16 protein-coding genes are annotated in these 14068 nt (G+C 75.1%); 10 read left to right on the top strand and 6 right to left on the bottom strand.

The genetic code is table 11. The annotated features are described in order from the left end of the window. Positions 1–211 precede the first annotated feature (211 nt). From PP1_RS05005 to PP1_RS04990, 4 genes are all read left to right on the top strand, one after another. A complete protein-coding gene (locus PP1_RS05005) occupies positions 212–2008 on the top strand; it encodes a PHA/PHB synthase family protein (protein WP_010228427.1) in 1797 nt (598 codons plus the stop codon). A gap of 177 nt (positions 2009–2185) precedes the next feature. Next, positions 2186–2686, top strand: coding sequence for a helix-turn-helix domain-containing protein (locus tag PP1_RS05000; RefSeq protein WP_010228426.1), 501 nt, complete (start codon positions 2186–2188; stop codon positions 2684–2686). A gap of 105 nt (positions 2687–2791) precedes the next feature. Beyond that, positions 2792–3130, top strand: a complete 339-nt coding sequence (locus PP1_RS04995) for a hypothetical protein (protein WP_010228424.1) — start codon at positions 2792–2794, stop codon at positions 3128–3130. Positions 3131–3310: 180 nt separating this feature from the next. Continuing rightward, on the top strand, positions 3311–4621 hold the full coding sequence (locus PP1_RS04990; RefSeq protein WP_010228422.1) for a patatin-like phospholipase family protein: 1311 nt from the start codon (positions 3311–3313) through the stop codon (positions 4619–4621). On the opposite strand, the gene PP1_RS04985 is transcribed toward PP1_RS04990, so the two are convergent. The 3 genes from PP1_RS04985 to PP1_RS04975 form a co-directional block, all read right to left on the bottom strand. Then, on the bottom strand, positions 4622–4906 hold the full coding sequence (locus tag PP1_RS04985; protein ID WP_075301330.1) for a YggT family protein: 285 nt from the start codon (positions 4904–4906) through the stop codon (positions 4622–4624). It abuts the gene before it with no gap. Between the two features lie 76 nt (positions 4907–4982). Continuing rightward, complete coding sequence (dtd, locus tag PP1_RS04980; protein WP_060576182.1) at positions 4983–5429, bottom strand: D-aminoacyl-tRNA deacylase; 447 nt, start codon at positions 5427–5429, stop codon at positions 4983–4985. After that, positions 5426–7006 (bottom strand): DUF7782 domain-containing protein, encoded by a 1581-nt coding sequence (locus tag PP1_RS04975; RefSeq protein WP_060572498.1) that lies wholly within the window; start codon positions 7004–7006, stop codon positions 5426–5428. The genes dtd and PP1_RS04975 overlap by 4 nt, the downstream gene beginning before the upstream one ends. A gap of 10 nt (positions 7007–7016) precedes the next feature. Between PP1_RS04975 and PP1_RS04970 the strand changes: the two genes are divergently transcribed. Genes PP1_RS04970 through PP1_RS04950 form a run of 5 tightly spaced genes read left to right on the top strand, consistent with a single transcriptional unit; the run spans position 7017 to position 10131 of the window. Then, a complete protein-coding gene (locus PP1_RS04970) occupies positions 7017–7607 on the top strand; it encodes an HhH-GPD-type base excision DNA repair protein (protein ID WP_010226040.1) in 591 nt (196 codons plus the stop codon). Positions 7608–7634: 27 nt separating this feature from the next. Further along, a complete protein-coding gene (locus PP1_RS04965) occupies positions 7635–8042 on the top strand; it encodes an ArsR/SmtB family transcription factor (RefSeq protein WP_010226041.1) in 408 nt (135 codons plus the stop codon). Beyond that, the gene (locus tag PP1_RS04960) at positions 8039–9244 is read left to right on the top strand and encodes a phosphorylase family protein (RefSeq protein WP_010226042.1); all 1206 of its coding nucleotides are present in this window, start codon (positions 8039–8041) and stop codon (positions 9242–9244) included. Before PP1_RS04965 ends, PP1_RS04960 begins: the two co-directional genes overlap by 4 nt. Positions 9245–9262: 18 nt before the next feature. Continuing rightward, complete coding sequence (locus PP1_RS31535; RefSeq protein WP_443217595.1) at positions 9263–9829, top strand: DUF3099 domain-containing protein; 567 nt, start codon at positions 9263–9265, stop codon at positions 9827–9829. A gap of 50 nt (positions 9830–9879) precedes the next feature. Further along, complete coding sequence (locus PP1_RS04950; protein WP_010226044.1) at positions 9880–10131, top strand: DUF3039 domain-containing protein; 252 nt, start codon at positions 9880–9882, stop codon at positions 10129–10131. Between the two features lie 6 nt (positions 10132–10137). On the opposite strand, the gene PP1_RS04945 is transcribed toward PP1_RS04950, so the two are convergent. The 3 genes from PP1_RS04945 to PP1_RS04935 form a co-directional block, all read right to left on the bottom strand. Further along, the gene (locus PP1_RS04945) at positions 10138–10521 is read right to left on the bottom strand and encodes a GNAT family N-acetyltransferase (protein WP_010226045.1); all 384 of its coding nucleotides are present in this window, start codon (positions 10519–10521) and stop codon (positions 10138–10140) included. 146 nt (positions 10522–10667) lie between these two features. Further along, complete coding sequence (locus PP1_RS04940; RefSeq protein ID WP_075314144.1) at positions 10668–11513, bottom strand: alpha/beta fold hydrolase; 846 nt, start codon at positions 11511–11513, stop codon at positions 10668–10670. Positions 11514–11566: 53 nt separating this feature from the next. After that, complete coding sequence (locus tag PP1_RS04935; protein ID WP_139323852.1) at positions 11567–13279, bottom strand: alpha/beta hydrolase; 1713 nt, start codon at positions 13277–13279, stop codon at positions 11567–11569. 137 nt (positions 13280–13416) lie between these two features. On the opposite strand from PP1_RS04935, the gene PP1_RS04930 reads away from it, so the two are divergent. Continuing rightward, on the top strand, positions 13417–14037 hold the full coding sequence (locus tag PP1_RS04930; protein ID WP_075314146.1) for a class I SAM-dependent methyltransferase: 621 nt from the start codon (positions 13417–13419) through the stop codon (positions 14035–14037). The last annotated feature ends 31 nt before the right edge of the window (positions 14038–14068 follow it).

Here is a 14068-nt window from a genome sequence, read left to right as displayed (position 1 = left end):
GCGTTCGGTATGTCAAGCAACTCAGGGACTACTCGTCGGTAGTGCTTGCTACATCAAGCGCAGGTGAGGGGGGTCTCAGCGTGACGCGGCCGGACAGGGGCTGCCTACCGGTGAGTACCCCGTCACGATGGGCGACATCTTCGCGCCACCCCCTCGGGGGATCCGCGCGACGAGGCACGGACACCACCGGCCGATCTGGAGTGAGACGACAGTGACGACGCAGCCCGCAGCCCGGAACGAGACCGACACGACCGGCGGGGCGGCCGAACGGGCCGGGGACGCCACCGAGGTGCTGCGACGGCAGGCGGCGGGCCTCGTGCGCGACCTGCGCGAGCTGGCCGATCCCGAGGGTCTGCGGGCCAAGGTCGACCCGGTCGGATTCGGCGGTGCGCTCGGCGAGGCCGCGAAGTCCCTCGCGGGCAGCCCCGGCGCGGTGCTGCGGGCGGGCTTCGGCTTCGGCGTCGACTCGGCGAAGGCGGTCGCGGCGGCGGCCTCGCGCGCCGTCGGCGGCACGACCAACGGGCCGGCGTCGCTGCCCGAGAAGGACAAGCGCTACGCCGACCCAGCCTGGGAGGGCAACGCCTGGTACTACCTGGCCCGTCAGGAGCACGCGCTGCTCGCGGACCGGCTGACCGAGCTGTCGAAGGCCGCCCGGGTCTCGCCGGTCGCGCGCCGCAAGCTGGACTGGCTGGTCGGGCAGACCGTCGAGGCGCTCGCGCCGTCGAACGCGGTCGTCACCAACCCGGCCTGGCCGAAGAAGATCGTCGAGACCGGCGGCCTGAACGTCGTGCGCGGTGCCCGGAACATGCTCCGCGACACCGTGCAGAACCGGGGGATGCCGCGCCAGGTCACGCCGGGGCAGTACGTCGTGGGCAAGGACCTCGCCGTCACGCCGGGGCACGTGGTCTTCCGCAACCGGCTGATCGAGCTGATCCAGTACGAGCCGCAGACCGAGAAGGTCCACGAGACCCCGCTGCTGATGAGCCCGCCGTGGATCAACAAGTACTACATCATGGATCTCGCGCCGGGTAAGTCGCTGGTCGAGTGGGCGGTGCAGCACGGTCACACCGTCTTCATGATCAGCTACCGGAACCCGGACTCGGCACTCGCCGACCTGACGATGAGCGACTACCTGCGCGAGGGCCCGATCGCGGCCATCGACGTCGTCCGGGAGATCACCGGCAAGGACAAGATCAACGTCGCCGGGCTGTGCCTGGGCGGCGCCCTGTCCGCGGCGACCGTCGCCTGGCTCGAGGCGCGGGGCACCCAGTACGTCAACTCGCTGACGCTGATGAACACGCTGCTCGACTACACCGGCCCGGGGCAGCTCGGGGTCTTCACCGACGAGCAGACGGTGAACCGGCTCGAGCGGTCGATGCGCAAGGACGGCTACCTGCCCGCGGCGAGCATGAAGACGACCTTCGACCTGCTCCGTGCGACCGACCTGGTGTGGAACTACGTCGTCAACGACTGGATGCTCGGCGAGGACCCGAAGCCGTTCGACATGCTGAGCTGGAACGCCGACTCGACGCGGATGCCGGCCGCGATGCAGACCGAGTACCTGCGCACGCTGTACCTGGAGAACCGGTTCGCCGAGGGCAAGCTGGAGCTCGCGGGGGAGCGGCTCGACATCGCCGACGTCCGCCCGGACAGCTACGTCATCACCGCGGAGTCCGACCACATCGCACCCTGGCGCTCGGTCTACACCGGCGCGGCGAAGATCGGCGGCACGGTGCGCTTCGTCCTGTCCAACTCCGGCCACATCGCCGGGGTCGTGAACCCGCCGTCGCCGAAGTCGCGGCACTGGTTCGGCGAGTCCGACGATCTGCCGGCCTCGCCCGACGACTGGCGCGACGACGCCGGCGAGCGCAAGGCGTCCTGGTGGGAGGACTGGACCCCGTGGATCGCGGAGCGGGCGGGCAAGGAGGTCCCGGCGCCGAAGAAGGTCGGCTCCGACGCCCATCCGCCGCTCGAGCCGTCGCCGGGACGCTACGTCCTCACCGGCTGAGGAAACCCCGCTCCCGACACTCCGTCCACTGTGGTGCGTCACGGGCGGTGCGTGCGCGGCGGCCGCGCAACGGGGACAATGCGCGACCATGGACCGCGTACGCATCCCGTCCGCGCGCCGGCGACCGCCGCGCGGACCGTGCCCGGGCACTGCCGGGTGTCCGACCGGGGTCGCCCGGTGAGCCGCGCGCAGCAGGAGGACCGCCGTCGCGGGTCCGACGGGTCGAGCGCGGCCTCGGCCGCACAGCGGCTGCGCGGCGCCGGTGCACAGGCCGCCGAGGCCGCGGAGGACGCCTGGAGCGCGCAGGTCAACGCGCTGGGCGGCTTCATCCGCGCCCAGCGCCAGATGGCGAAGCTCTCGCTGCGCGAGATGGCCGCGATGACGAAGGTGTCCAACGCCTACCTGAGCCAGGTGGAACGCGGGCTGCACCAGCCGTCGCTGAAGGTGTTGCGCTCGATCGCCGACGCGCTGCACCTCGACACCGACCAGATGCTGAGCCGGGCGGGCTGGTCGTTCCGCGACGACGACGCCGACCCGCCCGCGGCCGCGACGCCGGATCCCGGGCGGGACCGGGCCGTCCCGGACGTCGAGGCGGCGGTGGCGGCCGACCGGCGGCTGTCCGACGAGCAGAAGGCGGCCCTGCTGGGCGTGTACCGGAGCTTCGTCGAGCGGGACTGAGCAGGGATGCTTGACATACTTAACGGTGCTGCGTAGTTTTCTTGGCATGACGGGCGTGCCCCCGCGTCCCGTCCGCCACGAGACCTTTCCCGGGAGGGAGCCACGATGACCGCCTCCACCGAGCAGTTCGTCGACATCGCCAAGCGGGGCCAGGACCTGGTCACCGAGTCGGTCCGCAACTGGACCGAGACCGTGCAGGGCTTCGGCAGGCAGTTCGCCGACGGCGGCCGCCCGCAGCTGCCCGACGCCGGTGTCGCCGTCGACCGCGTCTTCGACTTCTACGAGCAGGTGCTGGGCCACCAGCGCGAGCTCGCCAGGACCGTCGTCGGGGCCGGGTCCTCGGTCGTCGACCAGTTCACCGAGCAGGCGACGAAGGCCGCCGAGGCCGTGACCGAGGAGACTGCGCCGAAGGCCGCGCGCAGCCCGCGCTCCACCACGAAGTGATCCCCGCCGGCACCGGCCGGCCACGCACACGGACGTCCCCCTCCCCGGAGCCGGGACTCCGCCCCACGGCCCCCGCCACGGCGGGGGCCGTGTCGCGTCCGGCCGCTGCCGGCGTGAACAGCGGGTGACAGGACCTCCGGCCGCTGGCCGCCCCGGCCCCGCGCGCCCGATCATGGGGCCATGAGCAGCCCCGACCGTCCCCGCCGGATCGCCGTCGCCTGCCAGGGCGGGGGCAGCCACACGGCCTTCACCGCGGGTGTCCTGGCCCGGCTGCTGCGCTCGCCCGCCCTCGACGACACCGAGATCGTCGGGCTCTCCGGGACGTCGGGCGGCGCGATCTGCGCCCTCGTCGCGTGGGACCGGCTGCGCGGCGGGCAGGGCCCGGGGGAGCGCGCCTCCGCGGCACGGGCGCTCGAGGAGTTCTGGGCCGACAACGCCGCCCGGTCACCGCTGGCGCGGCTGCAGAACGCGGGCGTCGTCTGGGCGGGGGCGCTGCAGGGGATCGGGCTGCTGCCGGCGTCGACGCCGTACCTGGTGCCGCGCCCGCTCGACGGCACCCGCCAGTTCCTCGACCTGCTCGGCCGGCACGTCGACCTCGAGGCGATCACCCCGGACCCGGACGGACGGGAGCCGCTGCTGCTGCTCGGTGCCGTCGACGTGCTGACGGGGGAGTTCCGTGCGTTCTCCAGCCGCACCGACCGGATCACCGACCGGTCGGTCCTGGCCTCGGCCGCGATCCCGACGCTGTTCCGCGCCGTGCACACCCACGGCGGGGTCTACTGGGACGGCCTGTTCTCACAGAACCCGCCGGTCCGTGACCTGCTCGACACCGATCCCGACGAGCTGTGGGTCGTGCAGATCAACCCGTCCGCGATCGGGTCCGAGCCACGGACGCCGATCGAGATCGCCGACCGCCGCAACGCGCTGGCCGGGAACCTCTCGCTGAACCAGGAGCTCGGGTTCGTCGAGACGATCGACCGGCTGCTGGCCGAGGGCTCGCTGACACCGGAGGCGGGCTACCGGCACGTCACCGTGCGGGTGCTGGAGATGCCGCCGTCGGTGCTCGCGTCGCGGGTGATCGGGTCGGCGTCGAAGCTCAACCGCGACGCGTCGTTCCTGGCCGGCCTCCAGGCGAGCGGCGCGACGGCGGCCGACCGGTTCCTCGGGGCGCTGGCCGTGGAGCGGGCTGTGCTGGAGGGGGACGTCAGCGCGTTCCGGGCGGCGGTCGTGCCGGAGGCGGTCCTGTACTCGACGGCGCCGTTCCGCGAGCGCGACCCCGGCGGGGTCCCGCTGCGCGAGCACGCCGACCGGCTCCTCGACGGCGAGTTCACCGTCGACCCGGCACGCAAGCAGGTCACCCGGGACGCCGCGGTGTGGGACGTCCGGGTCACCCGGGCCGGGGACCCGGCCGGCGCGGTGCCCGGCCGCGTCGAGGCCGAGCTCGACGACGACGGCCGGATCACCACCCTGCGGCTCGGGCCGGGCGACTGATCAGAACGGGATCAGCGGCACGACCACCAGCCGGACGACGAACACGAGCACGAACACGATCAGGACCGAGAGGTCCAGACCGACGTTCCCCATCCGCACGGGCTGCACGAGCCGGCGGACCGGCGCCACGACCGGCTCGGTGATCCCGTGCGTGATCCGGCGGGCGGTGTCGAGCACGGCGCCGCCCCGGCCCGACCCGAGCACCTCGATCCAGTCGACGATCACCCGGGCGACCAGCACGAACTGGAACAACCCCAGTACGAGGCCGAGCAATGAAGCGATCACGATTCCCCAGCTCCTCTCCGCTACTGCCCCGATCGTCCCGTTCGGAGCTGAGAATCCGATGAGAGGACCGGAAGGATCAGACCTCGACCAGCACGGTGAAGGGGCCGTCGTTGACCGACTCGACGGCCATGTCCGCACCGAACTCACCGGTCTCGACGGTCGCGCCGCGCCCGCGCAGCGCCGCGACGACGGCGTCGACGACGGGTGCGGCGTCCTCCGGCCGGGCCGCCGCGGACCACGACGGACGGCGCCCCTTGCGGGTCTCGCCGTGCAGGGTGAACTGGCTGACCACCAGCAGCGGGGCGCCGGAGTCGGCGCAGGAGCGTTCGTCGCGCAGGATCCGCAGCTCGTGCAGCTTGCGGGCCATCGTCGCGGGCCGGGTGGCGTCGCCGACGTCGTCGCGGTGCACCCCGAGCAGGACCAGCAGGCCCGGGCCGATCGCCCCGGACACCCGCAGCGGCTCGTCGCCGTCGTCGCAGACCGTCACCGAGGCCCGGCGGACCCGGGCGACCACGGCCTTCATCCGACGGGCCCCGCGGGGGTCGTCGACGCCGCACCGGACGCCACCGGGTGCGGCCAGCCGCCGACCGGGACCAGCAGGCCGTGCCGCACGAACTCGCGCACCGCGGGCAGCGTGGCCCCGGCCAGCGCATCGTACGGGCGGTCGTGCGCGAACGACAGCAGCGCCAGCAGCTCCGAGAGGGGGAGCTCGCCCCGGCACCCGGCGAGCAGGGCCGCGGCCGGGCCGTCCACCGGGTGCTCCCAGCCGGGGCCGCCCCAGCGACGCACGGTCGTCGACAGCTCGGCCCAGCCACCGTCCGGGTCCACCGACGACGCCGACTCCAGCACCGTCTCCGGGGCGAGGAGCAGCGTCGCGCCGAGCAGGTCCTCGTCGCGGGGGTGCGCGCGGAGCCAGTCGATCCGGTCCAGCCAGCCGGTCATCTCCCGTCCGAGCCCCTCGCCGAGCTCGCCGGGCAGGTCCTCGACCACCACGGTGGGCTCGGCGTCGGTCCGGCGCAGCAGCAGGAACCCGAACCCGACGCCCTCGACACGCTCGGCGGCCATCCAGTCCAGCCAGGCCGTGGCCTGCTCGCGGGCGGCCCGCGACGACGGCACCAGCCCGGCGTCGCGCTGCCAGGTGCCGACGTGCATCCCCGGGTCGACGACCTCGCGCTGCAGGACCCAGGCGTCGACGCCCGGGGGCAGCCACGACCGCACCCGGTCCGGCCAGTCCTCGCCGCGCACGTGCAGCCAGGAGCCGAGCAGCTGGGCGACACCGCCGGGGTTGAGCAGCCCGGGCAGCTCCCCGAGCAGCGCGGCCAGCGCGGAGTCCCCGGCCTGCCCGGAGTCGCGGTAGACGTAGTCGACCCGCGGCGGGCCGGGCACGAACGGCGGGTTCGACACGACCTGGTCGAACCGCTCACCGGCCACCGGGGAGAACCAGGGACCCTCGCGCAGGTCGACGTCGACGCCGGAGAGACCGCAGGACAGACGGGCCAGCGCCAGCGCCCGCGGCAGCACGTCGGTCGCGGTGACCCGCAGCGCGTGCCGGGACCCGTGCAGGGCCTGCACCCCGCAGCCGGTGCCGAGGTCGAGCAGCGAGCCGACGGGGCGGCGCACGGTGGCCGCGGCCAGCGACAGCGACGCGCCGCCGACGCCGGTGACGTGCTCGCGGTCCTGCCGGGCGGCGGGGGAGTCGAGGTCGGACACGACCCACCAGTCGGCGCCGGGCTCGCCGGCGTCGCCCGGCCCCTCGCCGTAGGGCCGGACGTCCAGGGCGGCCCGGATGCCGTCCGGGGTGCGGCGCACGATCCGTCCCTCGAGCAGCGGGTCCAGGTCACCGAGCGCGGCCGTCACCGCGGGCTCGGGCTCGACGTCCTCCAGCAGGAACAGCCGGACCAGGGTGCCGAGCTCGCCGCCGTCGCGGCTGGCCCGGGCGGCCGGCTCCGGCTCGCCGCGGGTCAGCGCGTCGTGCGCCGAGCGCCCGAGCAGGGCGCGGACGCCGTCCGGGGTGTAGCCGGCCTCCAGCAGGCAGGCGCGGACCCGCTCGGTACGGCCGGGGTCGAGATGGGGGAGCACACCGCCATTGTCGCGTGCCATCCTTTCCGGCATGACCGGCATCTGCATCGCCCAGGAACCCGAGGCCGACGCGCTGCTGGGGCGCGAGCCGCTCGCACTGCTCATCGGGATGCTGCTCGACCAGCAGATCCAGATGGAGGTCGCGTTCCGCGGGCCGCAGAAGCTCCACGACCGGCTCGGCGGGCTCGACGTGCGGGTGATCGCCGACCACGACCCGGCCGAGTTCGCCACCCTCGCCACGACGCCCCCGGCGATCCACCGCTACGGCGGCTCGATGGCCAAGCGCGTGCAGGAGATGTGCCGGGCGATCGTCGACGACTGGGACGGCGACCCGGCCGCGATCTGGACCCGGGGCGACCCCGACGGCCGGGAGGTCCTGCGCAGGCTGAAGGCGCTGCCGGGCTACGGCGAGCAGAAGGCGAAGATCTTCGTCGCGATTCTGGGCAAGCAGTACGGCGTCACGCCGGAGGGCTGGCGGGAGGCCGCCGGGGACTACGGGAAGGACGGCACCCGGCTGTCGGCCGCCGACGTCGTCGACGCGCAGACACTCGTCGAGGTTCGGGACACGAAGAAGGCGATCAAGGCCGCGGCGCGCGAGAAGAAGGCCGCGACCGCCGGGTGAGCCCGCGGGGCGACTAGCATCGGTGGCGTGCACAAGGTTCCGGAGGCACTCAGCGGCGCCCGCGTGATCGACCCGGACCAGGTCTGCGACGCCGTCGCCGTGCTGGCCGACGGCCAGCGGGTGGCCGACGCGGCGACCGTCCTGGACGTCCTGGGCGAGGCGAACCGTCTGTCGATCCTGCTCGCCCTGCAGCATGCCGGCGATCTCTGCGTCTCCGACCTGGCCGTGGCCGTCGGGATGAGCGACTCGGCGGTCTCGCACGCGCTGCGGCTGCTGCGCGCGCACGGCATGGTCACCGCGCACCGGCAGGGGCGGCTGGTCCGGTACCGGCTGACCGACGGCCTGGCGCGGCGGCTGCTGGAGGTCGTGTCGGCGGTGGCCGTCACCCCCGGGAGGCTGCACGCGCACGGCGCGGGCGACGAGGACGCGTCGTGACCCCGGCGATGATCGAGCAGGTCCGCCCACCGGTCCCGCCCGAGAAGCTCGACCACGAGATCGACCGGCTGCTCGGTGCCCTCGACGCCGTCTACCGCGACGGCTGGTACCCCGAGCTCGAGGTCGTCCGGCCCTGGTCGACGCACAACCCGCGGATCTCCGGCGAGTTCGCCCGGCCGTCCGCGATCCGCCGCTACCTGCACCGCGAGCTGCGGGGGCTCGTCGCCGCCGGCGCGACGGTCACGGCCCGCGCGGCCCGGCCGGCGCGGGCCTTCACCGACCCGGAGTTCTTCGCCGCGCTCGACGAGGACCGTTTCGACCTGCGGGTGAAGAAGCTGTTCCTGTTCGGCCCGGAGCGGATGGCGCTCTCGCTGGACCGGCTCTCGCACTACACCGGGACGCCGGCCGAGTCGTTCCAGCGGCACGTGCTGTTCACCAACTACGCGATGCACGTCGAGTCGTTCCTGGAGCGGTTCCCGGACGCCGAGCGCCCGGACCGCGAGGGCGTGCAGATGCCCGCCTACCACCACGTCCCGGACGGCGACGACGGTGACGCGGGCGACGGCGTCACCCTGGTCAACATCGGCGTCGGCCCGGCCAACGCCAAGACCGTCACCGATCACCTGGCCGTCCTCCGGCCGGACACGATGATCATGATCGGGCACTGCGGCGGCCTGCGGAACCGCCAGGAGCTCGGCGACTTCGTGCTGGCCACGGCCTACCAGCGGGCCGACCACGTGCTCGACGAGGTCCTGCCCGCGGACGTGCCCGTCATCCCCAGCCTGCGGCTCAACGGCTACCTGATGGACGCCCTCGAACGCGCCGAGGCGACCTACCGGCCGGGTGTCGTGCACACCACCGACAACCGGAACTGGGAGTTCAACCAGTCCGCGACGCTGCACCGGATGCGGCTCGCCCGCGCGGTCGCGGTGGACATGGAGTCGGCGACGATCGCCGCCAACGGGTTCCGCTACCGGATCCCGAACGCCACCCTGCTGTGCGTGTCGGACAAGCCGCTGCACGCGGAGCCGAAGCTCGCCGGTGGCGCGCGGGCGTTCTACGAGGCCAGCAAGCGCAAGCACCTCGGGATCGCGCTGGACGCCGTGGAGCGCGCCCGGACCGAGCACCCCGACGGGCTGCCCGGCTCCGAGGTCCGCTCGGCGGACGAGCCGCTGCTCGGCAACGGCCCCGACGGGGCCTGAACCGGCCCGGACCACGGGGTGGCCGCCGCCCACCGATGTGGCCGCGCCGTCCTCCTGTGCGGGTGTCACCATGGAACCGGAGGTGGTCGCGTGTCGGACCAGCGACGCGAGGAATCCGTCCTCATCACGGATGCCCAGATGTCCTACGAAGAGGAACTGGAGATCCGGAAGCGGCGCTACAAGCTGACGATGGGTCTCCGGATCCCCTGCATGATCCTTGCCGGGATCTGTTACCAGATCCCGTGGCTCGCCGTGACCCTGCTGGCGATCTCGGTGCCGCTGCCCTGGATCGCCGTGCTCGTCGCGAACGACCGGCTCCCGCGCAAGGCGGAGAAGCCGAACCGGTACCGGCGCGAGCACCGGGCGATCGAGGCCCGGCCGCACCAGGTGATCGACTCGTCGGAGCAGGAGGCGGACGAGGCCGGGCCGTCCGGCGGCACGACCGGCCGGGACGCGGGTGCGACCCCGCACGGCGACGGCGCGGCGGGCGCCCGGACGGGGACCGACGGTCCCGGCGACGGGACGGGACGGGCAGAACCGGACGACAGGGCCGGTGCGGCGGACGGGCGCGACCGCTCCGGCTGACCGGGCCCGTCGCGGGACGGGCACCGGCCGCCGTCGTGCATCATGGGCCCATGTCCACGACGACACTGCCCGAGGTCGACAGCAGGCCCGAGACCCGCGACAGCACCGGCGACGACACGCCGGACATGTTCCACTACGTCCAGAAGTCCAAGATCACCGAGAGTGCGGTCCTGGGCAACATGGTCGTGGCGCTGTGCGGCGAGACCTTCCCCGTCACCAAGACGCCGAAGCCGGGCGCGCCGGTCTGCCCGGAGTGCAAGGAGATCTTCGAGGGGCTGCCCAAGGGCGGCGACGACTCCTGAGCGGGCTCAGCCGCAGGAGAGCACCAGCCGGACCGGCGGCGAGCCGGGATCGCCCGGCACCGACGGCAGGCTCGTCTCGGTGACCAGCCCGGCCGCGCGGTAGAGCGCCAGCGCGGCCGTGTTGTCCGGGGCCACCTCGAGCCAGAGCCGTCCGGCCGCCACCCAGCCCGGCGGTGTCCAGGCGGGATCGACGGCGACCGGGTGCCCGGCACCGGGCCCGCCCGGTGCCCCGGCCAGCGTCAGCGCGGTGTGCAGGACAGCTCGTCCCAGCCCGGTGCCGTGCCGGTCCGCGGCCAGCACGAGCCGGTGCAGCTCCACGCCCGGCTCCGGGCCGCGCGGGGCCGCCAGGACGAGGTAGCCGCCGGGACCCGCACCGCCGTCGTCGAGCACCAGGTGCAGCCGGGCCGGGTCCGCGGCCGTGGCGGTGTGCCAGCCGGGACCCGACTCGCCGAGGACGTCCCGCAGGGGCGCGTCGAGCGCCGCGAGCGGTGCCGCGTCACCGGCACGGAACGCTCGTAGCCGGGCGGAGCGGCCGGTCAGGACGACAGGAACCGGTCGATCTCGGCCGCGAACGGCTCCGGATCGAGCAGCATCTCGAGGTGCCCGCCCGGGTAGCGGTGGACCCGGGACCGCCGGATGCCGCGCTCGAGCAGGGTCGCGTTCCCGCGCGGGACGATCGGGTCGTCGTCCCCGGCGACGATCAGCGTGTCCGCGGTGATCGCGGGCAGCAGCGGCAGGCTCGTCCACCCGGACAGTGCCAGCAGCTGGTAGTAGTAGCCGCGCATCGGGCCCCGGCGGCCACCGGCCCCGAGTGCCTCGGCGGCGCGCTCCGGGTGGTGCCGCAGCGACCCGCCGTAGATCCGGGCGGCGACGGCGTCGACGTAGGACGGGTCCTGGTGGCGCTTCGGCGAGGTCATCACCGCCATCACCCGCGGCGACGCCGGGATCATCAGCGCGCCCGGGCCGGTCGCGGCCAGCACCAGCTTCCGGACCCGCCGGCGCCGGCTGATCGCCAGCTGCTGGGCCAGCATCCCGCCCCAGGAGAAGCCGAGGACGTCGGCCTCGCGCACGTCCAGCTTGGTCAGCACCTGCCCGATCCGGTGCGCCAGCCACGACAGGTGGTACGGCATCCGCGGCGCGGGCGACCCGCCGATCCCCGGCGGGTCGAACCGGATCACGTCGAGGTCCGCGGGCAGGGCCTCCACCAGCGGGTCGAGGACGTCGGTGGCGGCGCCGATGCCGTTGCACAGCAGCAGCGGGGTGCGCCGGGCACCCGGTCCGGTCGCGGGGCGCCGCACGACCCGCAGGGTGCGGCCGCCGACGAGCACGTCGTGCTCCTCGAGGCCGGACCCGGTGGGCCGGGGGAGTGGTGGTGTGGCCATCACGGCGAGCGTAGGGCCCCGCCGGGGACCCTGCCGGTGTGAGATCGACCGGATCAGGGGCGGGCCGGGACCTCGGGGTCGGCGGTCAGGTAGGTGCCCGGGGCCGGGAACAGCGGTCGCAGCCGCCGTCCGCCGAGCTCGGGCGGTGCGTCGCGCAGGACGCCGGACCGGTCGCCCAGCCAGTCGGCCAGGTCGTCCCACCAGGAGCCCTCGATCCACTCGGCGGCGGCCAGCCAGCCCTCGGGAGCCCCGTCGCCGTCGCCGCACGAACCGGCCCGGAACGACGTCGCCGTCCGCGGCGGGGCCACCAGCGCGCCCGCCTGGTCACCGGGGGCGAGCACGAGGCGGCAGGAGCCACCGAGCATCCGGGCGGTGCGGAACCCGCCGGTCCACGGCTGGACGGGGTCGTCCGCCGCGGCCACGAGGTAGCCGTCGCGTCGCAGCTCGGCCGGGTGCACCGGGGTGCCGAGCACGCGGATGCCGTCGTCGCCCGCCGTGGCGAGCGCTAGCAGGTCGGCGTGCAGCGACGCCGGCAACGGCAGGAGGTCACCGGCCCACGCCCGCATCGCCCGGGCGGCCCGCCCGTGCAGCTCCGTGGGCCCCTCGTGCTCGGCGTCCGGGACCGCCCACGGCAGCACCCGCTCCGGGCCGCGTCGCCACGCCCATGCCTCGACGGCCGACGCGCCGTCGAGCACGCCCACCCGGGCGGCCTGCTCGGCGGCCGACCGGACGGTGCCGGGATCCGGCCGGAAGCCGGGCAGCGCCTCGGACTGGTCCAGCACGGTCGCGAGGTAGCCGACGGCGGCGACCCGGTCGGCCAGCCCGATCGCGGCCTGGTGGGCCTGCACGGCCGCGGCCAGCAGCCCGCCCGTGCGGACCCCGAGCAGCGACACCCGCGGCGCCCGGGTGATCCGCGTGCAGGCCTCCAGGGCGTCCAGGACGGCGGCGGCGTGCGCGTCGAGGTCCCGGCCGGCGTCGGCCGGTCCCGCCGGGCGCCAGGACAGCGCGAAGACCTGCAGCCCCCGCCCGAGCAGGTGCTCGACGAGGGAGAAGCCGGGGGCGAGGTCGGCCAGCCAGTAGCGGTGTACCAGCGGCGGGACGACGAGCACCGGGGTGTCGTGCACCCGCTCGGTCGTCGGCAGGTACTGCAGGAGCTCGAACATCGGCGTGCGCAGGACGACCGCCCCGGGCGCGGCCGCGACGTCCCGGCCGTGCACCGGGCCGTCGCGGGCCTCCCGGGCGCCGGTGTCGAAGGGGACCCGGGGGCCACCGGGGACCGGGTCGGTGAAGACCCGGTCGGCGGACCCGTCGTCACCGGGCCCCGCCTCCGGCGCCGCGTGTCCGGCCGGCGGTCCCGGGACGGGAGCGGGTGCCGGGGCCCCGGGCAGCATCAGCCGGGTCAGGCCCGCCAGGCTTGCGCGGAGCCGCTCGGCGTCGGCGGGCGGGAGCGGGAGGTCGGGGCCGCCTGCGGCGTCGTCGAGCAGGCCGGACAGGGCCCCGGTGGTGGCCAGGAGGGCCTGCGCGGCCCGGCGCCGGACCGGGTCGGCCGGCCACCCGGTGCCGGGGGCGTCGTCGCCCGGGACCGCGGCGCCCCGGCCGAGACCGACCCGGCCGAGCTCGGCGATCCAGCCGCCGCCGCGGCGCAGCAGGACCATCGGTCGGGCCGTCAGCGCGGCCGCCAGCCGCAGCCCCGCGGCGGGCAGGGCGAGCGGTCCGCCCCGCTCCGGGGCGGGGCCGGTCGCCGGGCCGTCCTCGCGCGCGCTCATCGCACCCATCATCCCCACTCCCGGCCGCCGTGGCTCGTTCACCCCGCCGTCGACCGCAGGCCAACCGGAGCGGGCAGCGTGGCGGACCGCGGCCGCCCCGGTGGCCGTGGCCCCCGCCGCCCGACCCCCGGAGCCCGATGACCACCGTCACCGCCCCGCCCGCGACCGGATCCGGTGCGGGCACGTTCCTGCGCGAGTTCCTCCGCGACCCGGTGCGTACCGCGTCCTGCCTGCCCAGCTCGCGCACCCTGGCCGCCGTCGCGACCGCGCCGGTGCCGGAGACCGGGGACCCGGTCGTCGTCGAGCTCGGGCCGGGGACCGGCGCGTTCACCGGGGTGATCGCGGAGCGGCTCGGCGGGCGCGGGCACCACCTGGCCGTCGAGCTGAACCCGACGCTCGCGGGACTGCTCGAGCGCCGGTACCCGGGTGTCGACGTCGTCGTCGGCGACGCGGCGGCGCTGCCCGCGCTGCTGGCCGAACGTGGTCTCGGGGCGGCGGACGTCGTCGTCTCCGGGCTGCCGTGGGCCGCCTACCCGCAGCACGGGCCGCGGCTCACCGACGTGATCGCCGGGGCGCTGCACGCCGACGGTGCGCTGACCCAGTTCGGCTACACCGTCACCCGGTCGCTGCCACCCGCCCGGCGGCTGCGGGCCCGGCTCGCCGACGCCTTCGAGGAGGTCGTCGTCGGGCGAGGGGTGCTCGCGAACATCCCGCCGGCGTTCGTCATCACCGCGCGGCGGCCCCGTCCGCGGCCCTGACCTGCACCGGGGGCCGACGCCCGACCACCCG

Source organism: Pseudonocardia sp. P1 (assembly GCF_000178675.2).
Lineage (GTDB): Bacteria > Actinomycetota > Actinomycetes > Mycobacteriales > Pseudonocardiaceae > Pseudonocardia.
The sequence above is the reverse complement of the archived record's forward strand: the minus strand, read 5'-3'. Positions and strand labels throughout refer to the sequence as shown.